The organism is Pseudomonas leptonychotis (assembly GCF_004920405.1).
GTDB classification, from domain to species: Bacteria; Pseudomonadota; Gammaproteobacteria; order Pseudomonadales; family Pseudomonadaceae; genus Aquipseudomonas; species Aquipseudomonas leptonychotis.
In genome coordinates this window covers 425134-450740 of sequence record NZ_RFLV01000002.1, presented here as the reverse complement: position 1 = coordinate 450740, position 25607 = coordinate 425134, and the positions used below count along the sequence as shown (strand labels likewise).

At 57.7% G+C, this 25607-nt stretch carries 24 protein-coding genes; 19 read left to right on the top strand and 5 right to left on the bottom strand.

What is annotated here, in order from left to right; translation table 11 throughout:
* Positions 1 to 113: 113 nt before the first annotated feature.
* Positions 114 to 1259, top strand: coding sequence for a 4-phosphoerythronate dehydrogenase PdxB (gene pdxB / locus D8779_RS12680; RefSeq protein WP_136664843.1), 1146 nt, complete (start codon positions 114 to 116; stop codon positions 1257 to 1259).
* A 153-nt stretch (positions 1260 to 1412) separates the two neighbouring features.
* Here pdxB and D8779_RS20555 read toward each other — a convergent pair whose 3' ends face one another.
* A complete protein-coding gene (locus D8779_RS20555; protein WP_338109867.1) occupies positions 1413 to 1589 on the bottom strand; it encodes a PA1571 family protein in 177 nt (58 codons plus the stop codon).
* A 139-nt stretch (positions 1590 to 1728) separates the two neighbouring features.
* On the opposite strand from D8779_RS20555, the gene D8779_RS12675 reads away from it, so the two are divergent.
* From D8779_RS12675 to D8779_RS12650, 6 genes are read left to right on the top strand one after another with little or no spacing between them, the layout of a single operon-like run.
* On the top strand, positions 1729 to 2844 hold the full coding sequence (locus tag D8779_RS12675) for an ATP-NAD kinase family protein (protein WP_136664842.1): 1116 nt from the start codon (positions 1729 to 1731) through the stop codon (positions 2842 to 2844).
* 11 nt (positions 2845 to 2855) lie between these two features.
* A complete protein-coding gene (locus tag D8779_RS12670) occupies positions 2856 to 3254 on the top strand; it encodes a GFA family protein (RefSeq protein WP_136664841.1) in 399 nt (132 codons plus the stop codon).
* Positions 3251 to 3829 carry a DUF1287 domain-containing protein gene (locus tag D8779_RS12665; RefSeq protein WP_136664840.1) on the top strand — a complete coding sequence of 193 codons (579 nt, stop codon included), beginning with the start codon at positions 3251 to 3253 and terminating at the stop codon, positions 3827 to 3829. The genes D8779_RS12670 and D8779_RS12665 overlap by 4 nt, the downstream gene beginning before the upstream one ends.
* Before the next feature lie 24 nt (positions 3830 to 3853).
* Positions 3854 to 4288 carry a thiol-disulfide oxidoreductase DCC family protein gene (locus D8779_RS12660; RefSeq protein WP_136664839.1) on the top strand — a complete coding sequence of 145 codons (435 nt, stop codon included), beginning with the start codon at positions 3854 to 3856 and terminating at the stop codon, positions 4286 to 4288.
* Positions 4281 to 4673 carry a DoxX-like family protein gene (locus tag D8779_RS12655; RefSeq protein ID WP_136664838.1) on the top strand — a complete coding sequence of 131 codons (393 nt, stop codon included), beginning with the start codon at positions 4281 to 4283 and terminating at the stop codon, positions 4671 to 4673. The genes D8779_RS12660 and D8779_RS12655 overlap by 8 nt, the downstream gene beginning before the upstream one ends.
* Positions 4674 to 4701: 28 nt before the next feature.
* On the top strand, positions 4702 to 6480 hold the full coding sequence (locus tag D8779_RS12650) for an ABC transporter transmembrane domain-containing protein (protein WP_136664837.1): 1779 nt from the start codon (positions 4702 to 4704) through the stop codon (positions 6478 to 6480).
* An 82-nt stretch (positions 6481 to 6562) separates the two neighbouring features.
* Here the strand turns inward: D8779_RS12650 and rhtA are convergent, their stop codons facing one another.
* From rhtA to D8779_RS12635, 3 genes are all read right to left on the bottom strand, one after another.
* Positions 6563 to 7447, bottom strand: a complete 885-nt coding sequence (rhtA, locus tag D8779_RS12645; RefSeq protein ID WP_136664836.1) for a threonine/homoserine exporter RhtA — start codon at positions 7445 to 7447, stop codon at positions 6563 to 6565.
* Between the two features lie 71 nt (positions 7448 to 7518).
* On the bottom strand, positions 7519 to 7800 hold the full coding sequence (gene ppnP, locus D8779_RS12640; protein ID WP_136664835.1) for a pyrimidine/purine nucleoside phosphorylase: 282 nt from the start codon (positions 7798 to 7800) through the stop codon (positions 7519 to 7521).
* A gap of 94 nt (positions 7801 to 7894) precedes the next feature.
* A complete protein-coding gene (locus D8779_RS12635; protein ID WP_136664834.1) occupies positions 7895 to 8446 on the bottom strand; it encodes a 3'-5' exonuclease in 552 nt (183 codons plus the stop codon).
* A 159-nt stretch (positions 8447 to 8605) separates the two neighbouring features.
* Here D8779_RS12635 and D8779_RS12630 point away from each other — a divergent pair, with 159 nt between their 5' ends.
* The 5 genes from D8779_RS12630 (at position 8606) to D8779_RS12610 (ending at position 14716) form a co-directional block, all read left to right on the top strand.
* Positions 8606 to 9526, top strand: coding sequence for an NAD(P)-dependent oxidoreductase (locus D8779_RS12630; RefSeq protein ID WP_136664833.1), 921 nt, complete (start codon positions 8606 to 8608; stop codon positions 9524 to 9526).
* Between the two features lie 109 nt (positions 9527 to 9635).
* Positions 9636 to 11843 (top strand): putative bifunctional diguanylate cyclase/phosphodiesterase, encoded by a 2208-nt coding sequence (locus tag D8779_RS12625; protein WP_167492573.1) that lies wholly within the window; start codon positions 9636 to 9638, stop codon positions 11841 to 11843.
* A 53-nt stretch (positions 11844 to 11896) separates the two neighbouring features.
* Positions 11897 to 13738, top strand: coding sequence for a sensor histidine kinase (locus D8779_RS12620; RefSeq protein ID WP_167492572.1), 1842 nt, complete (start codon positions 11897 to 11899; stop codon positions 13736 to 13738).
* Positions 13739 to 13828: 90 nt separating this feature from the next.
* The gene (locus D8779_RS12615) at positions 13829 to 14089 is read left to right on the top strand and encodes a YkgJ family cysteine cluster protein (protein WP_136664830.1); all 261 of its coding nucleotides are present in this window, start codon (positions 13829 to 13831) and stop codon (positions 14087 to 14089) included.
* Between the two features lie 36 nt (positions 14090 to 14125).
* Positions 14126 to 14716, top strand: a complete 591-nt coding sequence (locus D8779_RS12610) for an START domain-containing protein (protein ID WP_240789728.1) — start codon at positions 14126 to 14128, stop codon at positions 14714 to 14716.
* Between the two features lie 67 nt (positions 14717 to 14783).
* Here D8779_RS12610 and gltA read toward each other — a convergent pair whose 3' ends face one another.
* On the bottom strand, positions 14784 to 16058 hold the full coding sequence (gene gltA / locus D8779_RS12605; protein WP_136664828.1) for a citrate synthase: 1275 nt from the start codon (positions 16056 to 16058) through the stop codon (positions 14784 to 14786).
* 361 nt (positions 16059 to 16419) lie between these two features.
* Between gltA and sdhC the strand changes: the two genes are divergently transcribed.
* From sdhC to lpdA, 7 genes are all read left to right on the top strand, one after another.
* A complete protein-coding gene (gene sdhC, locus D8779_RS12600) occupies positions 16420 to 16794 on the top strand; it encodes a succinate dehydrogenase, cytochrome b556 subunit (protein WP_136664827.1) in 375 nt (124 codons plus the stop codon).
* Positions 16788 to 17156: a succinate dehydrogenase, hydrophobic membrane anchor protein gene (gene sdhD, locus D8779_RS12595; protein ID WP_136664826.1), complete on the top strand. Its 369-nt coding sequence runs from the start codon at positions 16788 to 16790 to the stop codon at positions 17154 to 17156. The genes sdhC and sdhD overlap by 7 nt, the downstream gene beginning before the upstream one ends.
* Positions 17157 to 17159: 3 nt before the next feature.
* Positions 17160 to 18932: a succinate dehydrogenase flavoprotein subunit gene (sdhA, locus tag D8779_RS12590; protein ID WP_136664825.1), complete on the top strand. Its 1773-nt coding sequence runs from the start codon at positions 17160 to 17162 to the stop codon at positions 18930 to 18932.
* A 26-nt stretch (positions 18933 to 18958) separates the two neighbouring features.
* Positions 18959 to 19666, top strand: coding sequence for a succinate dehydrogenase iron-sulfur subunit (locus D8779_RS12585; RefSeq protein WP_136665157.1), 708 nt, complete (start codon positions 18959 to 18961; stop codon positions 19664 to 19666).
* 249 nt (positions 19667 to 19915) lie between these two features.
* Entirely contained in the window at positions 19916 to 22747 is a 2832-nt protein-coding gene (locus D8779_RS12580) for a 2-oxoglutarate dehydrogenase E1 component (RefSeq protein ID WP_136664824.1), read from the top strand.
* A gap of 69 nt (positions 22748 to 22816) precedes the next feature.
* The gene (gene odhB, locus D8779_RS12575; RefSeq protein WP_136664823.1) at positions 22817 to 24040 is read left to right on the top strand and encodes a 2-oxoglutarate dehydrogenase complex dihydrolipoyllysine-residue succinyltransferase; all 1224 of its coding nucleotides are present in this window, start codon (positions 22817 to 22819) and stop codon (positions 24038 to 24040) included.
* A gap of 66 nt (positions 24041 to 24106) precedes the next feature.
* On the top strand, positions 24107 to 25543 hold the full coding sequence (lpdA, locus tag D8779_RS12570) for a dihydrolipoyl dehydrogenase (protein ID WP_136664822.1): 1437 nt from the start codon (positions 24107 to 24109) through the stop codon (positions 25541 to 25543).
* The last annotated feature ends 64 nt before the right edge of the window (positions 25544 to 25607 follow it).

Below are 25607 nucleotides of genomic sequence, written 5' to 3'. Positions count from 1 at the left end.
AGGTCAGGAATCCTAAAGACGACATCTTTAAGCAATCACGCGATAGAGGCTCAGTGTTCTAGCCAACTTCGCAGGTAGGGTTAGAATGGCGGCCTGATTTGCGGAGCCTTGCCATGCGAATAGTCGCGGACGAAAACATTCCCCTGCTTGATGAGTTCTTTGCCGGTTTTGGTCAGATTCGTCGCTTGCCTGGCCGGGGCATTGATGCGGCCGCTGTCGCCGATGCCGACCTGCTATTGGTGCGTTCTGTTACCCAGGTTGATCGTGCGTTGCTGCACGGCTCGAAGATTAAATTTGTCGGCACCTGCACCATTGGCACCGATCATCTGGACCTCGATTACTTCCAGCAAACAGGCATCACCTGGGCCAGTGCGCCGGGCTGTAATGCCCGTGGCGTAGTCGATTATGTGTTGGGCAGCTTGCTGGTGCTGGCCGAGCAACAGGGCGTTGATCTGGCATCGCGCACCTATGGTGTGGTCGGCGCGGGCCAAGTTGGCAGCCGCTTGATCAAGGTGATGCGCGGGCTGGGGTGGCGGGTGTTGGTGTGTGACCCGCCGCGTCAGGCTGCCGAGGGCGGCGATTTTGTCAGCTTGCAACAGGTGCTCGACGAGTGCGATGTGATCAGCCTGCATACACCGCTTGAACGGTTAGGCGAACACGTCACCCATCACCTATTTGACGCTGAGCGGCTGGCCGCGCTTAAACCCGGCAGCTGGCTGATCAATGCCAGCCGTGGCGCGGTGGTGGATAACGCGGCATTGCGCGAACTGTTGCCACGGCGCAATGACCTGCAAGTGGTGCTGGATGTGTGGGAGGGCGAGCCGCAGGTGGATGTTGTACTGGCCGGCTTGTGCCGCATCGCCACGCCGCATATCGCCGGCTACAGCCTGGACGGCAAGCTGCGCGGCACCGCGCAGATCTATCAGGCGCTGTGTCAGCATCTAGGCGTTAGCCCCAGTACTGAGCTGGCGCAGTTGATGCCGGCGCCTTGGCTGAGCGAGATAAGCCTGGATGCTGGTGCGGCGGTGGATTGGGCGCTGGCCAGTATTTGCCGCGCCGTATATGACCCGCGCCGCGACGATGTGGATTTGCGCCGTAGTTTGCAGGGTGATAGCACCCTGCGGCGCGCGGCCTTCGATGGCTTGCGCAAGCACTATCCGATGCGCCGAGAAATTGATGGCCTGGCAGTCGGCATAAAGGGCCATGCGCCGGCGTTGGTTCGCCTGGTGCAAGCGCTGGGTGCGAAGTTGAAGGAGTAGGGTGGAGGGCGTTTCATCCATCCACCCTCCGCAGCCTAATGGTGGATGAAAAAAAACGTCATCCGCCCTACAGAAAGGCAGGGTTGCTTGTAGCCTGGACAGAGGTAGGAGGGTGGCGAGCGCCACCCGGCAACGCGTTGTTATTTGGCGTAGTTATTTGTTCTTGGCTGCTTGTTGCTGAGCGCGCTCAAGCGATGTGCAGGCCTGTTGGATCATGGCTTCGGTGATCGGGATTTCACGTCCCTGAGCGTCGATAACAAAGCCACCCACGGGCAGTTGTGGCTGCTTTTTCTCATTAGGCTGTTGGTTTTGCATGGCGTGTCTCCTCATCGGTTAGCGCAATTTTATGAGTGTTAGATGAACGCGCTGTGACAACTGCGACGGCAAAAAACCGGCGTAAGGCACAGGATGGTTCAAGCACTGCAGGCACCGTGCCAGGGCGCCCTATTTATTTACGACAGAGGATTTGATGGGACGTTTGCATATTGGCCTGATTATTAACCCGCTGGCGGGTCTGGGCGGGCCGGCGGGATTCAAAGGTAGCGACGGTATGGCTGAGCAGGCCTTGGCCATGGGCGTTACGGCTAAAGCGTCCGTGCGCACGCAAATTGCCCTTGAACAGTTATTGGCGCTGCGCGAGCGTGTGGAATTTGTCACCTTTCCCGGCGCCATGGGCGCCGACCTGCTGGCCGAAATGGGTTTCGCTCACCGCGTAGTGGGTGCATTGCCGGCAGGCGTAAGCAGCGCCGCCGATACCCATAAGGCGGTTGAATTGCTGCAAGACGCCGGCGTCGCACTGATTCTATTTGCTGGCGGCGATGGCACGGCGCGGGATATTTGCGCCGCCGTGCGCGAAGGCCAACCGGTGCTGGGGATTCCGGCTGGGGTGAAGATTCAATCCGGGGTGTATGCCATCAGCCCACGCGCCGCCGGTGAACTGACCGCGCGCTTGGTCGAAGGTGGCCTGGTGCGCCTGAGCAGCGGCGAGGTGCGCGATATTGATGAAAGCGCCCTGCGTGAAGGCCGGGTTACGGCGCGTTGGTATGGTGAGCTGACAGTGCCGCAGGAAGGCGGCTATGTGCAGCAGGTCAAGCAGGGCGGCGTTGAGTCCGAAGAGCTGGTGCTGGGCGACTTGGCTGATTGGCTGCAGGACAGTTGGGAGGCCGATGTGCGTTACGTCTTCGGCCCTGGCTCGACTATGCATGGTCTGGCGCAAAATCTTGGGTTGTCGACCACCTTGCTCGGCGTTGATGTGATCGAGAACGGCCAGGTGCTCGCCAGTGATGTAACAGAAGCGCAGCTGTATGAATTGGTGACTGGCTATCCGGCGAGGCTGCTGGTAACTGCCATTGGCGGGCAGGGGCACATTATCGGTCGTGGTAATCAGCAGATCAGCCCGCGGGTGCTGCGCGCCATTGGCCTTGAGCATCTGCGTGTGGTCGCTACTAAGCGCAAGCTCGGCACGCTGGAAGGTCGTCCGCTGCTGGTGGATAGCGGTGATGTGCAGTTGGATGACGCCTTCCCTGATGTGGTGCGGGTATGGGCCGGTTATAAGGAAGAATTGTTGTATCCCATTGGTCATTGAAGGCGCGTGTCATGCATCAGGGAAGTTGCCTCTGTGGGGCGGTGCGTTATCAGGTTACAGGTGAGCTGGAGCCGATTCAGATCTGTCACTGTAGCCAGTGTCGTAAGGCCCAGGGCTCTGCGTTCGTGACCAATATTCCAGTGCAGGAATCTGCTTTTGCGCTGCTCAGTGGTGCCGAACAGCTCAAGGTTTACGAGTCCTCACCCGGCAAACAACGGGTGTTCTGCGCCGGCTGCGGCTCTCCGATCTACAGCCGCACTAGCAAGCTGCCCGGGGTATTGCGCATTCGTGCCGGCAGCTTGGAAGGTGAGCTGGAAGCCCGCCCTGGCTGGCATGCGTTTACCGCTTCGCGGGCCAATTGGTGGGAGATACACGACGACCTGCCACAGTATCCGGCGCTCAAACCATGAGGCTGTTTACGGTACTTATGTTGCTGGTGCTGGCCCTGCCGGCAGTGGCCGAACCGATCCAAGTGCAGCGATTGGTGCAGGATGCACGCAGTCAGGTTGGCGTGACCCTGGGTTACGACCCGGCTTATCGCCGCTTGAGCTACCCGCTTGGCGATGTGCCGCTCAGTACCGGCGTCTGCACCGATGTGGTGATTCGCGCGCTGCGCCAGCAGGGTCTGGATTTGCAACAGGCGGTGCATGAAGACATGCGCGCCAATTTCTCCGCTTACCCGAAGAGCTGGGGCCTCAAGCGGCCAGATCGCAATATCGATCATCGCCGTGTGCCCAACTTAATGGCTTGGTTCAAGCGTCAGGGTTGGAGTCAGCAGCTTAGTCAGGACGCATCAAGCTACCGCGCCGGTGATATCGTCACTTGGGATCTGGGCGGCGGTCTCACTCACATTGGTATCGTCAGTGATCGCCAAGCAAGCAGCGGGGCGCCGCTGGTGCTGCACAATATTGGCCGCGGTACTCAGGAAGAAGACATCCTGTTTGCCTTCAAAATCACCGGTCACTACCGCATTCCAGTTGTTTAAAGGCTGCGCTGGCAGGAGTTGAACATGACCGACCAAGTGCCTCCACCCTCCATCCAGAACGGCGAACGGGTGGTGCTGTTCGACGGCGTGTGCAAGCTGTGTAACGGCTGGGCGAAGTTTCTGATTCGCCATGACCCGCAGCAGAAATTTCGCCTGGCATCGGTGCAGTCCGCCGAAGGTCAAGCATTGCTGCGCTGGTTTGCGCTGCCCACTGATCGATTTGACACCATGGGTTATGTCGAAGCTGGCACGTTGTATGTGCGTTCGGATGCGGTGCTGCGTATCGTCGCTCAACTGCCTGGGATATGGCGGTTTATGGCGTGGCTGCGGGTTATCCCCCTGCCTGTGCGCGACTGGTGTTATGACCGCATTGCGCTGAATCGTTATCGGTTGTTCGGTCGTTATGACAGCTGTCTGTTACCGAACGCCGATCATAAAAGACGCTTTTTACATGACTGATCCGCGCCTGCGTCAGGTCGCCTGGGTGGCGCGTATCACCTTAGCGCTGGTGTTTATCTGGCATGGCCTGGTGCCAAAAATTCTTTGGCTAAGCCCGGATGAGCTGGCGATGATTCAGGCCCATGGCTTGCCTGCGCCCGAGTGGGTGGCAAGGATGGCCGGCGCTGCGGAAATCTTCCTCGGGGCCTTACTGCTTATGCGCAACAGGCGCTGGCCGGTTTTGCTGGCTGCCGCGCTATTGATTGCTCTGCTGCTTGATGTGGCGCTGATGAGCCCCCATCTACTGCTACAGGCGTTCAATCCGTTGTCCACCAATCTTGCAGCTTTAGCGCTGTGTTGGGTGGTGTGGCGGCTTGAGACCGAGCCTAAGCCGCCACACCACTAATCGGCGTTAGCGCCCCTAGCGAGTCTGCATGCTCTCGATTCTGTCTTCCCGTCAGCGCACGGCCTTGCGTATGGCCTGGCGTTTTATCGCGCCGTATCGCGGCCGGGTATTCGGCGCCTTGCTGGCGCTGATGTTTACCGCCGGCATTACTCTGTCCATGGGGCAGGGCATCAAGTTGTTGGTCGATCAGGGTTTGGCTACGCAATCGCCGGCCGCCTTGCAGCAGTCCATCGGTTTGTTCTTTGTGCTGGTATTGGCCTTGGCCATCGGCACCTTCACGCGGTTTTATTTGGTGTCGTGGATCGGTGAGCGCTTTGTCGCGGATATCCGCAAACGGGTGTTCAACCACCTGATCGAACTGCATCCGGGCTTTTATGAGAGCAACCGCAGCTCGGAAATCCAGTCACGCCTGACTGCTGACACCACGTTGCTGCAATCGGTGATTGGCTCATCGCTGTCGATGGCGCTGCGCAATATGATCATGCTGATCGGCGGCAGCGTGCTGCTGGTGGTGACCAACGCCAAGCTCAGCGGCATCGTGCTGATGGCGTTGCCCTTGGTCGTCGCGCCGATTTTGATTTTCGGCCGCCGGGTGCGGGCACTATCACGCCAAAGTCAGGATCGCGTCGCCGATGTTGGCAGCTATGTCGGTGAGGTGCTCGGGCAAATCAAGACCGTGCAGGCTTATAACCACCAGGCCGAGGACAAGCGCCGCTTTGGTCTGTCTGCCGAAGCGGCCTTTGATACCGCACGCAAGCGCATTGCCCAGCGCGCCTGGCTGATTACGGTGGTCATTGTGCTGGTGCTTGGCGCCGTCGGCGTGATGCTCTGGGTCGGTGGTATGGATGTGATTGCCGGGCGGATTTCCGGCGGTGAGCTGGCGGCTTTCGTGTTCTACAGCCTGATTGTCGGCTCGGCATTTGGCACCTTGAGTGAGGTAATTGGTGAGCTACAGCGCGCTGCAGGTGCTGCCGAACGCATCGCCGAACTGCTGCAGGCACGCAATGAAATCACCGCGCCGGTCGCAGATGGCGTGGAGTTGGCCAAGCCGGTGCAAGGCGCTATTGAATTGCAAGGGCTGCGTTTTGCTTATCCCTCACGCCCGGACAGTTTTGCCATCGACGGCATTGATCTGCAGGTTGCGCCGGGGCAAACCCTGGCTCTAGTCGGTACATCCGGGGCAGGCAAGTCGACCCTGTTCGATCTGCTGCTGCGCTTTTTCGACCCGCAAGAGGGACGCATCCTGATTGATGGTCAGCCGATCCAGCAGCTCGATCCTGCCGATTTGCGCAGCAGCTTTGCCCTGGTGTCGCAGAACCCGGCGCTGTTCTTCGGCACGGTTGAGGACAACATCCGCTACGGTCGTATGGATGCCAGCCTGGACGAAGTCGAGGCGGCCGCCAAAGTGGCGCATGCCCATGAGTTCATCATGAAGTTGCCGCAGGGCTATCAAACCCACTTGGGCGATGCCGGGCTGGGCTTGTCTGGAGGCCAACGTCAGCGCTTGGCGATTTCCCGCGCACTGCTGGTGGATGCACCAATCCTGCTGCTAGATGAGGCCACCAGCGCGCTGGACGCGGAAAGTGAACACCTGATACAGCAAGCACTGCCGCGCCTGATGCAAGGTCGCACCACCTTGGTAATTGCCCACCGTTTGGCCACGGTAAAAAGCGCTGACCGGATTGCCGTAATCGAGCACGGCAAGCTTGCGGCGATTGGCACGCACGCGGAGTTGGTGGCTAATAATCCGCTGTATGCGCGCTTGGCTGAGCTGCAGTTCAGCAACGAGGCGCAGAGCGTTGATTAATCGCTAGGCCGGGTGGGCTTTAACCGCGATTAGAAGTGTCATGGCTAAAGCCCGTCCCACCAGAACAGGTTTGCGCTTGGTTCTACTCCCTTAATTGAAGCGCTTTGGCTTTTGGTTTGATTGTTGCCGCGGTTCCAGCTGAAGCCAGGATAATGGCGCTAATTGCCAGCCACTGCGTGAGGGTAAGCCGCTCGCTAAGAAACAGCAGGCCGGAGAGCGCGGCAATCGCCGGCTCCATGCTCATCAGAGTGCTGAAGGTGCGGGCGGGCAGGCGGGTTAGGGCGACCATTTCCAGGCTGTAGGGCAGGGCCGAGGACAGCACTGCCACCGTCAGGGCTATGGGCAGAAGTTCGGGCGCGAAGAGGCTGCCGCCGGCTTGCCAGAGGCCAATCGGGAACACCAGCAGAGCCGCGACGATGGTACCCAGGGCCACAGTCTGCTTGCCGTGTTCGGCCCCAGCTTTTTGCCCGAAAACGATATACAGCGCCCAACACAAGCCGGCCGCTAAGGCCAGGCCCATGCCCACAGGGTCCAGCGGTACAGCGCTTTGGCCGGTGGGCAGGAGCAGCCAGAGACCGAAAACGGCCAGGGCAATCCAAATAAAATCCAGCAAACGTCGCGATGACAGCAGGGCTAGGCCCAAGGGGCCGGTGAACTCCAGGGCTACGGCGATGCCCAGGGGGATGGTCTTCAGCGAAAGGTAGAACAGCAGGTTCATACCGCCCAGCGACAAACCGTAAGCCAACAACGAGCGGCAGGATTTCAGGCTCAACTTGGCCTGCCAGGGGCGCATCAATACACAGAGGATCAACGCTCCCAAACCCAGACGCAACGCGGTGGTGCCGGTTGCGCCTATGGCTGGAAACAACCCTTTGGCCAGGGATGCACCACCCTGGATCGAGGTCATGGCAATCAGCAGCAAGATGATCGGCACAACCACCAGAGAGACGTGCGTCGAGCGCGGCATGACGCATTCCTTGTGTTCAATGTGAATAAAAAAACCGGCCACCAGGGCCGGTCTTTTGCCTGCCAAATACCTTAACGATATTCGCAGAGGTAAGCGGTATCGGCGGCAACCTTGAGTTGGAACTTGCTGTTGGCCGGTACAGTGAACTTGCTGCCGCTGGTAAAGGTTTCCCAGTGTTCGCTGCCCGCCAGTTTGACGCTAAGGGCGCCGGCAACCACGTGCATGATTTCCAGCTGATTGGTGCCGAATTCGTACTCGCCTGCAGCCATTACGCCAATGGTGGCAGGGCCTTCAGCCATGCCGAAGGCGATGGATTTGACGGTGCCGTCGAAGTATTCATTGACCTTGAACATCTGCAGTTCCTCGAAGGGGAGATTCAAAAGGCTGGCTGCCAGCTACAGCAGGCCATAAAAAGGCCTGCCAGTATGCCCAAGCGTTTTTTTTTCGTCATCTGCTTTGCACCGGCAATACCAGCGGCAATAACCGTGCGGTATTGCGCGCATCGATAAGGGCGCGATGCTGTTGGCCTTGGAACTGCAAACCAGCCAGGTTAAGGGCCATCTTCAAGCCAATAGGCTTGGGCAGTTGGCGCGCTTCGGCAAATCGTTGTTTTAGGTTTAGATGGGGGACCTGGCTCAGGTAGCTACTGAGCCCATGGGTGCGCCATTCCTGTTCGAGCTGGCGTCGGTCGTAATCGCCCCAGCTGACCCAGCCTGCCAGTAGCGGTTGGTGAGCCAGCAACCAATGCTCAAATTGCGCCCAGACAATGCCCAGTGGTGCGGCTGCATCGACATCCACCTGGGTGATATGTGTGAGCTGACGGCAAAAATGAGTCAAGTGTGGACGCCGGGTGGGTCGCACAACACGCTGGAAATAGGCGACTTCATGGCCATTCGCGTTGACCACGCAGGCGCCGATTTCGATGATTTCCATATCAGTGACCGGCCAGCCGCCTTCTTCGGTAGTGGCCTCCAGGTCGATTACCAGCCAATGCTGCATAAGCTCTCCTTTGCGTGCCGCAGTATGGAAGCACTGTCGAGCTTGGGTAAAGCCTGCGGCAGGGCTTGTCCGTACAGTTTTGCCCTGTGGCTGTGCTGGCGCTTGCCCCATGTGGCGGGCATGCTTGCATCGGGATCGTATCTGCCGTGCAGCGGGGGTATGGGGTTAAGCACAAACGCGTGCCGTGCATGGCGCGCGAAAGTAGAGGTGAATATGGCAAAGCTGGCGTTTATCGGGCTGGGTGTAATGGGCTACCCAATGGCTGGGCATCTCGCGCGCGCCGGGCATCAGGTGTGTGTCTATAACCGTACCGCTGCCAAGGCTGTGCAGTGGGCCAGCGAATATGCCGGTAGCCACGCACCAACTCCGCGCGAAGCGGCGGCGGGTGCCGAGTTTGTGATGGTTTGCGTCGGCAATGACGATGATTTGCGCGGCGTTGTACTGGGTGAGCAGGGTGCCTTTGCTGGCATGCAACCCGGCGCGGTGTTGATTGATCACACCACCGCGTCGGCCGAAGTGGCCCGCGAACTGGCTGCTTACGCCGCGAAGCAGCAAGTGGGTTTTCTCGATGCACCGGTGTCCGGTGGCCAGGCCGGTGCGCAGAACGGCGCGTTGACCATCATGGTCGGTGGCGAGGCAGCGACCTACGCCAAGGCTGAGCCGATCATTCAAACCTATGCACGCATGGCCCGACTGATGGGCGAGGCGGGTAGCGGTCAGTTGACCAAAATGGTCAACCAGATTTGTATCGCCGGGCTGGTTCAGGGCTTATCTGAAGCGTTGCATTTTGCCGAGTGCGCTGGCCTCGACGCGCAGGGCGCGATGGAGGTGATCAGCAAGGGCGCTGCGCAATCTTGGCAGCTGGAAAATCGCCACAAAACCATGCTGGCCGGTGAGTTCGAGCACGGTTTTGCCGTGGATTGGATGCGCAAAGACCTGTCGATTCTTTTGGCTGAGGCCCGTAGCAATGGTGCGCAGCTGCCGGTCACGGCGTTGGTCGATCAGTTTTATGCCGATGTCCAGGGCATGGGCGGTGGCCGTTGGGATACCTCGAGCTTATTTGCCCGGTTACGCAGGTAGTTGAATGTAATGCGCTTGCCTGGCAGTGCAGAGCAGCCGTCTATACTGATCTGAAAGCCAGGCAGGATTCGGCGCAGCTTTCCTTCTTCCAGGTATGCGAGCCCCCATCATGGATGATCAATTTGCGTTCAGCGACGACCTTCCAACCACGACCTACCAGCCCGTGTGGCGCGTATTAGCGGTTGATGATGATGCAGACTTTCAGCGTGCTACCGCGTTTGCCTTGAGTGAGCTGGAGCTTCTGGGTAGGCGCATTGAATTGGTCCAAGCGTTCAGCTGCCGTGAAGCTTCGATGCTGTTGGCTAAGCATGACGACATTGCCCTGGTCTTGCTCGATGTGGTGATGGAAACCGAAGACGCTGGCCTGCGCTTGGTCAAGGCGCTGCGTGAGGTGATCGGCAACCGTGAAACCCGCGTAGTGCTGTTGACCGGTGAGCCGGGGCTGGCGCCGGCCAATGAAGTGATGCGTGATTACGACATCAACGATTATTGGACCAAGAGTGAGCTCAGCGCTGAGCGACTGCTGACGGTGCTCACAGCGGCGGTGCGAGGTTATTCCCAGCTCAAGGCGGTAGCCAATGCCAGGCGCGGCTTGCAGATGATTGTCGAGTCGAGCAATGCGCTGTTTTGCTCGAAAAATACCCGCGAACTGTCGGCCAAGATTCTTTCTGAAATCACCTCGCTGCTTAACCTGCAGACCGAAGGTATCGTCTGTGTGCGAGCGGATGAGAGCGACACGACTGCCGAGCCTAAGGTGCGCATTATCAGCGCTAGCGGCCGTTTCTTTGACTGTATTGATGCCGGCATCGAGGCCTTGCAGCCACCGCAGATTGCCGCGTCTATACGCCAATGTTTACAGGCGCAGCAGACCCTGAGGTTAAGCGACTGTACGGTATTGTTTTTCCCGCGCTATCAGGCAGGCGCCGATTACGCGTGCTATATCGCCAGTGCGCGGGCGTTGGATGACACCGAGCTAGAGCTGCTCAAGGTGTTTAGCGCGAGCATCAGCCGAGGCCTCTATAACGTCGCATTATTCAGTCGTTTGGAGGAAATGGCTTACCAGGATGACTTGCTAAAAATCCCCAATCGCAACGCCTTGATCCGCATGTTGGACATGACTTTGAAGTCAGAGGCTAAGGATCAGCGCGTATTGGTGCTGATCGATATCGACAATTTTTCCGGTGCTAATACCGCCTTTGGCACCGGTTATGGTGACTTTATTCTCGGGTTGGTGGCGAAGAGGTTGCGTGATGCTTTCAACACAGACGTGTTGATTGCGCGGGTACGCGACGACCTGTTTGCCATCCTGGGCCCCAAAGCGCAGGTCAATGCGGCTGAGATTGTGGCCTTGTTTCGCCGGCATAAACGCCCTTACGAACTGGGTCAGGTGCACAGCCTGAGCAGTGTGACGATGCACCTGGCCGACTTCACCGGCTCTGCCAGCGTGGCGTTGCAAGATGCTCTGCTGACCCTCAAGCAGGCCAAACGGCTAGGTCATGATCAGCACGGCGTTTACGACCCCCGTTTGCAAAGTGCGCATGCCGAGTCGTATCGCATGCTGCTGGCTTTGCGCGATGCGGTGGAGGCCGGGCAGATCAGCGTTGAATTGCAGCCGCAGGTCGACCTGCAAACACGTCGTGTCATCGGTGTTGAAGCCCTGGCGCGCTGGCGTAAAGCGGACGGCAAGATGGTGCCGCCGTTGAGTTTTATTCCGCTGGCCGAGGCGACCGGTTACATCCTGCCGTTGGGCGATCTGCTAATGCGCTTGGCTTTACAGGCGGCGAAGCAACTGGCCGACGCCGGCTACCCGCACATTCGCGTGGCCGTTAACGTCTCCGCGCCACAGTTGCTGCAGCATGATTTTATCGAGCGGTTCAGCTCGCATTTGTTGGCAGCCGGGGTCGCCCCGCAGCAGATTGAGGTGGAGATTACCGAATCGGTGGCCATGCGTACGTTCGATACCGTCTGTGCCAAGCTGCGGGCGCTTAGGGCGATGGGTGTTGAAGTGGCGATTGATGATTTTGGCACCGGCTTCTCATCGCTTAGCTACCTGCGCTTGCTGCCAGCAGACCGTTTGAAAATCGACCGCAGTTTCGTCCTTGAAATCGGTAAGGTCGGTGATCAGCAAATGATCGCCGAGGCGGTTATCCAGATCGCCGCACGGGTTGGTATGCAGGTGATTGCCGAAGGCGTCGAGACCCAAGAGCAGGCCGATTGGATTCTCAGTCATGGCTGCCTGCAAGCGCAGGGTTATCTGTTTGCTAAGCCCATGGCCTGCGCCGATTTATTGAGCTGGCTGTCGGAACGGCCTACCTGATGCGTCAGCTCCGGGATAGCCGCCTGCTATCGCGGCCGGTCAGGCGCAACCTTATGCTGTTATTCGTGCCGTGGGCGTTGTTGATTCTGGTGTTGATGACACTGCTTTACGACCGCCTGCTGAATGCTCGGCTTGAACCACTGCTGCGTGATCAGCAGAACAGCCTGAGCGAGGGAGTTGGTGTTCTCAGCAGGCACCTGGCAACGCTGCGTGGCAATTTACGGTTCCTGATTCAGCAGCCTTTGCTCGCCGAGGTGTTGAAGAACCCCAGCGCTGAAAATCACTCTTCCCTGACTCAGTTATTTGTCGAGTTCTCTCGCAGCAGCGCGGTCTATGACCAGATTCGTTGGTTAGACGAGCAGGGTTCCGAGCAGGTTCGGATTGATTGGCGTGACGGTGAGCCCCGGGTGCGGGATCAGTTGCAATTGCAAAACCAGGCGCAGCGTTACTACTTCGTGGAAACCATGAACCTGCCAGACGGTGCATTTTACCTGTCGCGCTTTGACCTGAACGAAGAGTCCGGGGTTATCGAGCAACCCCTCAAGCCAACGCTGCGCAGCGCAGCGCCGATCTTTGACAAATTGGGTAAGCGGCGCGGCATCTTGATACTGAATTACCAAGGGCAGGTGCTGTTGCAGCGTTTGGCTGAGGTGTCCAAGAGTTACGGCAACAACCTGACGCTGGTCGACGCTGAAGGCTACTGGATGTTTGCCGCAGATAAGCGCGACGCTTGGGGTTTTGCCTTGGGCAGACCTGAGGCAACTCTGGCCAGCCGCTTTCCAAACACTTGGCGACGTATGCAGGCCATGCGCAGCGGGGTGTTCAGCGATCATGCCGGTTATTGGGCATTTAATGCATTCGATCCTTATCAGCGCGGTAGCCAGGCTCCTGAAGTTAGCGAGCGCTGGTTGCTGGTTTCGCATCTGCCTCTACAACAGGTCGAGGTTTTACAGTGGCAAGTGGCGTGGCAGGTGTTGTTGTTCGCCGGTGTGATGCTCTCGCTGGGCTTGGTCGGTGTGTTAAGCCTAGGTTTTGCGGAGTTTGAGCGTGATCAGGTGCGCCTAGCGTTGGAGTTCAGCAGCCTGGCATTGCAGCAGAGTAACGGCGAGTTGCGCGATACGGTGGAGCAGTTGCAGCGCACCCGAGGTGCTTTGCTACAGGCTGAAAAGCTGTCATCACTCGGCACATTGGTTGCCGGCGTGGCCCACGAGCTCAATACCCCGATTGGTGCCGCCAGCATGGCGGCCTCGACCCTGGATAAAGGCAATCAAAGCTTGCAGAAAAGCCTCCGTGAGGGGCTGCAACGTTCAGTGCTGGAGCGCTTTGTTCAACGTAATGACGAGGGGTTGGCGATCATTCTGAAAAGCCTGACGCGCATGGCACAGCTGACTCGGGCTTTCAAACAACTGGCCAGTGACCGCGCGAGTACCGAAGGACGCCGCTTTGATTTGGTCGAGTTGGTGCAGGAGGTCATGCTGCTGTTTACCCCCCGACTCAAACAATCCCAGCATCAGGTGGTGCTGGAGCTGCCGCCAAGCGTGCAGCTCGACAGTTACCCGGGACCTTTGGGGCAGATTCTGCAAAACCTGATCGACAATGCGCTTATTCATGCCTTCGATTCGGGGATGAATGGTGTGATCACGGTGCGTGTTGAGCATGACCGAGGGCGCCGCGAGTGTGTGATTGAAGTCAGCGACAATGGCTGCGGCATGAGCGAAGAGGTGCTGAGCAAAATCTTCGACCCGTTTTTTACGACCCGGCGCGGGCGTGGCGGCACCGGGCTGGGTCTATACATCACCCATCAGTTGGCCGTGGATATTCTGGGGGCTGAGCTGCAGGTGCGCAGCGCCCCGGGGCAGGGTACGAAGTTTCGCTTGCGCCTACCGCTGGCCTGAATCTGTGTCATTTGGGCTGCTAAATTCGCTCTTGGCCAAGTAAGATCAGCGCCCGTATTCGTATCCTGCCGTTTTTGAGGTCTCCCTTCGATGAATTGTCGTGCTGGTTGCGGCGCCTGCTGCATTGCCCCCTCGATCAGTTCTCCCATTCCAGGTATGCCCGATGGCAAGCCGGCGGGTGTGCGCTGCGTGCAGCTGGATGTGAATAACTACTGCCTGATTTTCGGCCAGCCTGAGCGGCCTGCGGTGTGTTCGGCGTTTCATGCCGCTGAGTATGTGTGCGGCAGCAATACGGCAGAGGCCCTGCAGTTGATTGGCTGGCTGGAGCAGAGCACGGCGGTTGCGGTCTGATACTGTGGCGTAACGTTATCGGCTAATGGAGGCATGATGGTGCGGTTTATAGCGCTGCTCTTGGTGCTGGCAATGAGTGAGGCACAGGCGGCGCAATGGCGTCTGGTCAAGGATGAAGCAGGGATTCAGGTCTATTTGCAGCAGATTCCCGGCTCAAGCTTTCAGGCATTTCGTGGCGTAACCCGTATACGGGTGGATATGCCGCGGTTATTGGCCTTGCAGGATGATGTCAGTGCGGCGTGCGCCTGGATTCATGCCTGCAGCGAGCAGAAACTGCTCAAGCATGAGGGGGAGTTAAGTTGGGCCTACAGCCGTTTTCATACGCCTTGGCCGGTTCAGCCGCGTGATTCGATCCTGCAGGTGACCACCACACGTGATGCCGATGGTAGTGTGAGCCGCGCCCTGCATGGGGTTGCCGATTATTTGCCGCTGCAGCAGGGCTTTGTACGGGTGAGCAAGGTGGAGGGCTTCTGGAGCCTTACGCCGCGCGAGGACGAAATCGAAGTGGTCTATCAGGTGCATTCCGAACCGGGCGGCAGCGTGCCGGCCTGGTTAGCCAATAGCTTTGTCGTGGATGCGCCGTTCAATACCTTGCAGGGGCTGCGTCAGTTGGCTGAACAACCGTAAAGCGGGCTTGTTTTGCGCAATAAAAAAGGCTGCCCGAGGGCAGCCTTTTTGTGCGGCGAGAACTGAATTATTTCTTCATATCGCGCTGCGGGTAGCCGGTGTACAGCTGGCGTGGACGGCCAATCTTGTACGGGCTGGAGAGCATTTCTTTCCAGTGGGAGATCCAGCCGACGGTCCGCGCCAGGGCGAAGATCACGGTGAACATGCTGGTTGGAATGCCGATCGCCTTGAGGATGATGCCCGAGTAGAAGTCGACGTTCGGGTACAGGTTGCGCTCTTTGAAGTACGGGTCAGTCAGGGCGATCTCTTCCAGGCGCATGGCCAGGGCCAGTTGCGGATCATTGGTGATGCCCAGTTCTTTCAGTACTTCGTCGCACGTCTGCTTCATCACAGTGGCGCGGGGGTCACGGTTTTTGTAAACGCGGTGACCGAAGCCCATCAGCTTGAACGGATCGTTCTTGTCTTTAGCCTTGGCGATGAACGTGTCGATGTTGGATACATCGCCGATCTCGTCAAGCATGGCCAGAACGGCTTCGTTAGCACCGCCGTGCGCCGGGCCCCAAAGAGCGGCGATACCGGCAGCGATACAGGCAAACGGGTTGGCACCCGAAGAGCCGGCCAGGCGGACAGTGGAGGTAGAAGCGTTCTGCTCATGGTCGGCATGCAGGATAAAGATCTTATCCATGGCCTTGGCCAGTACCGGGCTGATCGGTTTGATCTCGCACGGGGTGTTGAACATCATGTGCAGGAAGTTTTCTGCGTAATTAAGGTCATTACGCGGATACATCATCGGTTGACCCATGGAGTACTTGTAGGTCATGGCGGCGATGGTCGGCATCTTAGCGATCAGGCGCATGGCCGAGACTTCGCGGTGATGCGGATTATTGATGTCCAGCGAGTCGTGGTAGAAGGCCGAGAGGGCGCCGACTACGCCACACATGATGGCCATTGGGTGGGCATCACGGCGGAAGCCGTTATAGAAAGTCTTCAGCTGCTCATGAACCATGGTGTGGTTCTTGATGGTGCTGACGAATGTGGCTTTTTCTGCTGCGCTCGGCAGTTCGCCGTTCAGCAGCAGGTAGCAGGTTTCCAGGTAATCGGACTGCTCTGCCAGCTGTTCAATAGGGTAGCCGCGGTGCAGCAGGATGCCCTGGTCGCCGTCGATGTAGGTGATCTTCGACTCGCACGAGGCGGTGGACATAAAGCCAGGATCAAAGGTGAAACGCCCCGTGGCGGTTAAGCCCCGCACGTCAATTACATCGGGACCAACGGTGCCGGTTAAAATGGGCAGCTCGACGGGGGCTGCGCCCTCGATGATCAACTGCGCTTTTTTGTCAGCCATGTTTGGCCTCCTAGTTATGCTTGAAATCATCTGACTGCCCCCCACGCAGGGCCCGCACCACTATAGTGAGATAAATTCGAATGTCAATTTGCGAAAACCCAGGCGGCAGAAGGGTTTGCGGGTGTTTTGCGGTGTTTGTGGGCAGCCCTTTACGTGATTTATAAACACTGTGCAATGCGCTTTTAGGCAGAGGTCCTCGGATTGTCATTAGTAACCTAACTGTCTATACTCTGCGCCCAGCTACCAAGGGCTTTAGCCTGTCTTTTGGTAGCTGTCACTCCTTGGGTGATGGGTACCTGACCAGTGCACCTCCCGACAACTTTGCCCTGATAGTTAGGGGCTCTCAGTGTGATAAAAAGCCGTGAATAGCCAAAGACCTGTAAACCTAGACCTTAGGACTATCAAACTCCCAATCACTGCTTACACGTCCATTCTTCACCGTATCTCCGGTGTCATCCTCTTTGTTGGTATTGCCATTTTGTTATATGGCCTCGACAAGTCGCTGGCGTCCGCAGAGGGCTTCGCCCAGGTGCAGGAATGCTTGACCAGCCCGCTGGCCAAGTTTGTGATTTGGGGTCTGTTGTCCGCTCTGCTTTACCACCTGGTGGCCGGTGTACGCCACTTGATCATGGACATGGGTATCGGTGAGACGCTGGAAGGCGGCAAGCTGGGCTCGAAAATCGTTCTCGTCGTGTCGACGATCGTGATCGTGTTGCTGGGGGTGTGGATATGGTAACCAACGTCACGAATTTCTCGCGTTCGGGTCTTTATGACTGGATGGCTCAGCGTGTGTCTGCAGTCATTCTCGCGGTTTATGTGCTGTTTCTGCTCGGCTTTATTCTGTGTAATCCGGGTCTGGGTTATGCCGAGTGGCATGCATTGTTCTCCAATAACGCAATGCGCATTTTCAGTCTGCTGACCTTGGTGGCGCTCAGCGTTCACGCCTGGGTTGGTATGTGGACAATTTCCACCGACTACCTGACGCCAATGGCGCTGGGTAAGTGGGCGACTGGTGTGCGTTTTCTGTTTCAGGCCGCGTGTGGTGTTGCCATGTTCGCGTTCTTCGCCTGGGGCGTGCAGATTTTTTGGGGTAACTGATCCATGACAAGCATTCGCACTCTTTCATATGACGCCATCATTATTGGTGGCGGCGGCGCGGGTATGCGCGCTGCGTTGCAGTTGGCTCAGGGCGGTCATAAGACGGCTGTTGTGACCAAGGTGTTCCCGACGCGTTCGCACACGGTGTCTGCCCAGGGCGGCATCACCTGCGCCATCGCCTCTGCTGATCCGAACGACGATTGGCGCTGGCACATGTATGACACCGTCAAGGGTTCCGACTATATCGGTGACCAGGACGCTATCGAGTACATGTGTTCCGTAGGTCCAGAAGCCGTGTTCGAACTGGAACACATGGGTCTGCCGTTCTCGCGTACCGAGCAGGGCCGCATCTATCAGCGTCCGTTCGGCGGTCAGTCGAAAGGCCCTAATGATCCAACGCAGGCTGCGCGTACTTGCGCTGCAGCCGACCGTACCGGTCATGCTCTGCTGCACACCCTGTACCAAGCCAACCTCAAGGCTGGCACCTCGTTTCTCAATGAGTGGTACGCAGTCGATCTGGTGAAAAACCAGGACGGCGCTGTGGTTGGCACCATCGCCATCTGCATTGAAACCGGCGAAACCGTGTACATTCGCGCCAAGGCCACTGTTCTGGCCACCGGCGGTGCTGGTCGTATTTACGCATCCACCACTAACGCCCTGATTAATACGGGCGACGGCGTGGGCATGGCCCTGCGTGCGGGTGTGCCGGTGCAGGACATCGAAATGTGGCAGTTCCACCCGACCGGCATTGCAGGCGCCGGTACCCTGGTGACCGAAGGTTGCCGTGGTGAAGGTGGTTACCTGATCAACAAGCACGGCGAGCGTTTCATGGAGCGTTATGCGCCCAACGCCAAAGACTTGGCTGGTCGCGATGTGGTTGCGCGCTCGATGGTCAAGGAAATCATCGCCGGTAACGGTTGTGGTCCAGATGGCGATCATGTGATGTTGAAACTCGATCACCTGGGTGAGGAAGTGCTGCACAGCCGCCTGCCAGGTATCTGCGAGTTGTCGAAGACCTTTGCTCATGTTGATCCGGTGGTTGCGCCTATTCCTGTGGTCCCGACTTGCCACTACATGATGGGCGGTGTACCGACCAATATTCATGGTCAGGCCATCACGCAAGATGCCAACGGCAACGACAAGATCATCGACGGGCTGTTCGCTGTAGGTGAAGTGGCGTGCGTATCGGTACACGGCGCCAACCGCCTGGGCGGTAACTCGTTGCTCGATTTGGTTGTGTTCGGTCGTGCCGCCGGTATCCACCTGGAAAAAGCGCTGAAAGAAGGCGTAGAAGCACGCGGTGCATCGCAGACTGACATCGATCAGTCACTCAATCGCCTGGCTGGCGTTAATGAGCGCACCACGGGCGAAGACGTCGCACCGCTGCGTAAAGAATTGCAGAACTGCATGCAGAACTACTTCGGCGTATTCCGCACCGGCGAATACATGCAGAAGGGCATCGAACAGCTGACCGACCTGCGTGAGCGTATCGCGAACGTGAAGATTTCGGATAAGAGTCAGGCGTTTAACACTGCGCGTATCGAAGCGTTGGAACTGCAAAACCTTCTCGAGGTTGCCGAGGCAACTGCGGTGGCTGCGGAGGCTCGTAAGGAGTCCCGTGGTGCTCATGCCCGCGAAGACTTCGAAGAGCGTGATGACGAAAACTGGCTGTGCCACTCCCTGTATTTCCCAGGTGAGAAGCGCGTTAGCAAGCGTGCCGTCAATTTCACGCCGAAGACAGTGCCGGCGTTTGAACCCAAGATCCGTACTTACTAAGGGTGGCCGATATGTCGCAAGCCAATCTGTTGCAAGTAAGCGTTTATCGTTATAACCCGGAGCAGGATGCTGCGCCGTTTATGCAGGACTTCCAGGTCGACACCGGTGGCAAGGACGTTATGGTTCTTGATGTACTGGCGCTGATCAAGGAACAGGACCAGGGCTTTTCTTACCGTCGTTCCTGCCGTGAGGGCGTATGTGGCTCCGACGGTATGAATATCAACGGTAAGAATGGTCTGGCCTGCATCACGCCGCTTTCAGCGGCCGGCCTTAAAGGCGGTAAGCTGGTCATTCGTCCGTTGCCGGGTCTGCCAGTCATTCGTGACTTGGTCGTTGATATGAGCATCTTCTACAAGCAGTACGAGAAGGTGCAGCCGTATTTGCAGAACGATACGCCGGCTCCGGCCATCGAACGTTTGCAAACGCCGGAAGAGCGCGAGAAGTTGGACGGTTTGTACGAGTGCATTTTGTGCGCGTGCTGCTCCACCAGCTGCCCGTCGTTCTGGTGGAACCCAGACAAGTTTCTCGGCCCAGCGGCACTGCTGCAGGCCTATCGTTTCCTCGCGGACAGCCGTGATACCAAGACAGAAGAGCGTCTGGCGTCTCTGGATGATCCGTTTAGCGTGTTCCGCTGCCGCGGCATCATGAACTGCGTGAACGTATGCCCTAAAGGTCTTAACCCGACCAAGGCCATCGGTCACGTGCGCAACATGTTGCTGCAAAGCGGTACCTGATTCACGGTTGTTTGCTAGACCTGTAACACCTGCGGCGCTGGTTTCAACCCCAGCGTCGTGGTTTTAGCCAGGGCTGCTGCTCACAAAGCGGTGGTGCCTACTTTGAAAAATATGACGACCAGCAGGGGCATCCGGGCTGGTGCCCGGACTATCTGCGGGATCCGTAGTGGCTTACCAGTCGCTGCTTCAGGACTGAATAGCCGTGCGGTTTCTTCGCCGGTGGTGTCCCCTTACCGAGGGTGACCAAGCATGCAAGAAAGCGTGATGCAGCGCATGTGGGACAGTGCCCACCTATCCGGTGGTAACGCTGCCTATGTGGAAGAGCTCTATGAGCTTTACCTGCACGATCCCAACGCTGTGCCAGAAGAGTGGCGCACCTACTTCCAGAAGTTGCCGACTGACGGCAGCGCTGCCACAGACGTATCGCACTCCACGGTTCGCGATCATTTCGTCCTGCTTGCTAAAAATCAGCGTCGTGCCCAGCCGGTATCCGCTGGCAGCGTGAGCAGTGAGCACGAGAAGAAGCAAGTCGAAGTGCTGCGCCTGATTCAGGCTTATCGCATGCGTGGCCATCAGGCTGCCCAGCTCGATCCGCTTGGCCTTTGGCAACGTCCTGCGCCGGCTGATCTGGCAATCAATCACTATGGTCTGACCGATGCCGACCTGGACACCACCTTCCGTACCGGTGGGCTGTTCATTGGTAAGGAAGAGGCTACTCTGCGCGAAATTCACGATGCGTTGCAGCAGACATATTGCCGCACCATTGGTGCCGAGTTCACCCATATCGTTGATTCCGAGCAGCGCAGCTGGTTCCAGCAGCGTTTGGAAAGCGTACGCGGTCGTCCGCAAATCTCTGTTGAAATGCAGAGCCACTTGCTTGAGCGTCTAACCGCCGCTGAAGGCCTGGAAAAGTACCTGGGCACCAAATACCCGGGCACCAAGCGTTTTGGTCTGGAAGGCGGCGAGAGCCTAATTCCGCTGCTTGATGAAGTGATCCAGCGTTCCGGCTCCTACGGCACCAAGGAAATCGTCATCGGCATGGCCCACCGTGGCCGTCTCAACGTGCTGGTCAACACCTTCGGTAAGAACCCGCGCGACCTGTTCGACGAGTTCGAAGGCAAGAAAACCGAGGGCTTGTCCTCCGGTGACGTGAAATACCACCAGGGTTTCTCCTCCAACGTGATGACCGCTGGCGGCGAAGTGCACTTGGCGATGGCGTTCAACCCGTCGCACTTGGAGATCGTATCGCCGGTGGTGGAGGGTTCGGTACGTGCCCGTCAGGATCGTCGTAACGACGCAGCTGGTGAGAAGGTACTGCCGGTTTCCCTGCACGGTGACGCGGCATTCGCCGGTCAGGGTGTGGTTATGGAAACCTTCCAGATGTCGCAGACCCGTGGCTTCAAAACGGGCGGCACCATCCATATCGTGATCAACAACCAGGTTGGCTTCACCATCAGCAATCCGCTGGACTCGCGCTCCACCGAGTACTGCACCGATGTGGCGAAGATGATTCAGGCGCCGATCCTGCACGTTAACGGTGACGATCCAGAAGCAGTGTTGTTTGTGACCCAGCTGGCTGTCGATTACCGCATGCAGTACAAGCGTGATGTGGTGATTGACTTGGTTTGCTACCGCCGTCGCGGCCACAACGAGGCCGACGAGCCGAGCGGCACTCAGCCGATCATGTATCAGCAAATCACCAAGCAGCGCACCACCCGTGAGCTTTATGCTGAAGTGCTGACTGGTGCTGCGCGTCAGTCGGCGGATGAGGTGCAGGCCAAAATTGACGAGTACCGCACCGCGCTGGATAACGGTCAGCATGTGGTCAAGAGTCTGGTAAAAGAGCCGAACAAAGAGTTGTTCGTCGATTGGCGCCCGTACTTGGGGCATGCCTGGACTGCGCGTCACGACACCCGCTTTGAGCTGAAAACCTTACAAGAGTTGTCCAATAAACTATTGGAAATTCCTGAAGGGTTTGTGGTTCAACGTCAGGTTGCCAAAATCCTCGAAGACCGCCAGAAAATGGGGGTCGGCGCGTTGCCAATCAACTGGGGTTACGCCGAAACCATGGCGTATGCGACCCTGTTGTTTGAAGGCCATCCGATCCGCATGACCGGTCAGGATATTGGCCGTGGCACCTTCTCGCACCGTCATGCGGTATTGCACAACCAGAAGGACGCCGGCACGCATCTGCCGTTGCAGAACCTGTATGCCGCTCAGCCTAAGTTTGACCTGTACGACTCCTTCCTTTCTGAAGAAGCCGTGCTGGCGTTCGAATATGGCTATGCCACTACCCAGCCACAATCGTTGGTGATTTGGGAAGCTCAGTTCGGCGACTTCGCCAACGGTGCTCAGGTGGTGTTCGATCAATTTATTTCCAGTGGTGAGCATAAGTGGGGTCGTCTATGCGGTCTGACCATGCTGTTGCCACACGGTTATGAAGGGCAGGGGCCTGAGCACAGCTCGGCACGTTTGGAGCGTTATCTGCAGCTGTGCGCCGAGCACAACATGCAGGTTGCCGTGCCAACAACGCCTGCCCAGATCTACCACTTGCTGCGCCGTCAGGTGATTCGCCCACTGCGCAAGCCATTGGTCGTATTGACGCCGAAGTCACTGCTACGCCACAAATTGGCTATCTCGACCCTGGAAGATCTGGCTGAAGGCTCGTTCCAGACGGTGATTCCTGAGATCGATAGCATCGACCCGAAGAAAGTTGATCGTTTGGTGCTGTGCAGCGGCAAGGTCTACTACGACTTGTTGGAAAAACGCCGGAACGAAGGTCGTGAAGACATCGCCATCGTGCGTATCGAGCAGCTTTATCCGTTCCCAGAGGATGATTTGAATGAGGCCTTGGCTCCCTACAAGAACCTCAAGCACATCGTCTGGTGTCAGGAAGAGCCGATGAACCAGGGCGCTTGGTACTGCAGTCAGCATCACATGCGTCGCGTGGCGACAGCGCACAAGAAAACGCTGTTCCTTGAGTACGCCGGTCGTGATGCCTCTGCTGCACCTGCTTGTGGTTATGCATCGCTGCACGCTGAACAGCAGGAAAAACTCCTGCAAGACGCCTTTACTGTTTAACGCCTTCGCGCAACAGGCGGCCAACAGGGCCGCCTGCTAGAAGAAACCGAATTTAAGGAACCACAGACAATGGCTATCGAGATCAAAGCCCCTACTTTCCCGGAATCGGTTGCCGATGGCACCGTGGCCACATGGCATAAAAAGCCGGGCGATGCGGTCAAGCGCGACGAATTGATCGTCGACATCGAGACCGACAAAGTAGTGATCGAAGTGCTGGCCGAGGCCGATGGCGTCCTCGCGCAAATCGTCAAGAATGAAGGCGATACCGTTCTCAGCAATGAAGTGCTGGGTACTTTAAGTGAAGGCGGTGCTGCTGCTCCGGCACCTGCTGTTGCGGCCCAAGCCGCTGCGCCTGCCGCTGCTGCTTCGTCCGCTGCTGCTGGCGACGACCAGATCCTCTCGCCGGCGGCGCGCAAGATCGCTGAAGAAAACGGTATCGACCCAAACAGCATCGCTGGCACCGGCAAAGGTGGTCGCGTCACTAAAGAAGACGTGGTTGCAGCTGTTGAAGCCAAGAAGAATGCCCCAGCAGCAGTTGCTGCAAAGCCCGCTGCGCCTGCCGCCGCTGCTCCAGTGCTGGCTGCCGGTGACCGCGTTGAGAAACGTGTGCCGATGACCCGTCTGCGCGCCAAAGTGGCTGAGCGTCTGGTTGAAGCTCAGTCCAATATGGCGATGCTGACCACCTTCAACGAAGTCGACATGACTGAAGTCATGGCGCTGCGCTCGAAGTACAAGGACCTGTTCGAAAAGACCCACAACGGCGTACGTCTGGGCTTTATGTCGTTCTTCGTCAAGGCGGCTACCGAGGCGCTCAAGCGTTTCCCGGCGGTCAATGCTTCGATTGATGGCACCGACATCGTCTATCACGGTTACGCAGACATCGGTGTTGCAGTGTCCAGCGACCGCGGTCTGGTTGTGCCGGTACTGCGCAATGCTGAGCTGATGAGCCTGGCTGAAATCGAGAACGGCATCGCCACCTTTGGCAAGAAAGCCAAAGACGGCAAGCTGGCGATCGACGACATGACCGGCGGCACCTTCACTATTACTAACGGCGGTACCTTTGGCTCGATGATGTCGACGCCGATCGTTAACCCACCACAGGCTGCGATCCTGGGGATGCACAACATTCTTCAGCGCCCAATGGCGATCAATGGCCAAGTGGTGATCCGCCCAATGATGTACCTGGCGTTGTCTTATGACCACCGCCTGATTGATGGCAAGGAAGCCGTGACCTTCCTGGTGACTATCAAAAACTTGCTGGAAGATCCTGCGCGCCTGCTGCTGGACATCTAAAAGCCAGTTTCTCCCACGGCGGCCCTGTCACCAGGGTCGTCCGGTTTATTCGAGAAGGAATACGTTATGACCCAGAAATTCGACGTGGTAGTCATCGGTGCCGGCCCTGGTGGCTATGTAGCGGCCATCAAAGCAGCTCAGCTCGGCCTCAAGACTGCCTGCATCGAGAAGTACCAGGACAAAGAGGGCAAGATTGCCCTCGGCGGTACTTGCCTGAACGTCGGCTGCATTCCGTCTAAAGCGCTGCTCGACAGCTCTTGGAAATACTATGAGGCGAAGGACCATTTCGCCATTCACGGTATCGAAGCCAAAGGCGTGACCATGGATGTTCCTGCGATGATCGGCCGTAAAGCCAATATCGTGAAGAACCTCACTGGCGGTGTCGCCGGCCTGTTTAAGGCTAACGGCGTGACCCTGCTGGAAGGTCACGGCAAGTTGCTGGCAGGTAAGCAGGTTGAAGTCACCGGTTCTGATGGTAAAACGCAGATTGTTGAAGCCGAAAACGTGATTCTGGCGTCCGGCTCCAAGCCGATTGATATTCCGCCGGCTCCGGTTGATCAGGATGTCATCGTCGACTCAACCGGCGCCCTGGAATTCCAGAGCGTACCGAAGAAACTGGGCGTGATCGGTGCCGGTGTAATCGGTCTGGAACTCGGTTCAGTTTGGGCCCGTTTGGGCGCAGAAGTGACAGTGCTGGAAGCGTTGGACAAGTTCCTCCCGGCTGCCGACGAGCAGATCGCCAAAGAAGCGCTGAAAACCTTCACCAAGCAAGGCTTGAAGATTCTTCTGGGCGCTCGTGTCACCGGTTCAGACGTTAAGAAGAAGCAAGTTACCGTTAATTACACGGACGCCGAAGGCGAGCAGAAAGTCGTTTTCGACAAGCTGATCGTGGCGGTAGGTCGTCGTCCTGTGACTACCGACCTGTTGGCGTCCGATAGCGGTGTCGACATGGACGAGCGCGGCTTCATCTTTGTTGATGACCAGTGCGCTACCAGCGTTCCAGGCGTTTACGCCATTGGTGACGTAGTGCGCGGCGCGATGCTGGCTCACAAAGCCTCGGAAGAGGGCATCATGGTTGCCGAGCGTATTGCCGGCCATAAAGCCCAGATGAACTATGACCTGATTCCTTCGGTCATCTATACGCACCCGGAAATTGCATGGGTCGGTAAGACCGAGCAGCAACTGAAAGGCGAGGGCGTTGCAGTCAACGTCGGTACCTTCCCGTTCGCCGCTAGCGGTCGCGCCATGGCAGCCAACGATACCGGTGGTTTCGTCAAGGTTATTGCTGATGCCACTACCGACCGCGTACTGGGTGTCCACGTGATTGGCCCAAGCGCTGCCGAACTGGTGCAGCAGGGTGCGATCGGTATGGAATTCGGCACCAGCGCCGAGGATCTGGGGATGATGGTCTTCTCCCACCCGACGCTGTCTGAAGCGCTGCACGAAGCTGCTCTGGCGGTGAATGGTCATGCGATTCACATCGCCAACCGCAAGAAGCGTTAAGTCGTTGTTTGTTTGAGCGGATGCCTTCACCGGCGTTGTGTACCGGTGAAGGTGCAGCTCAACA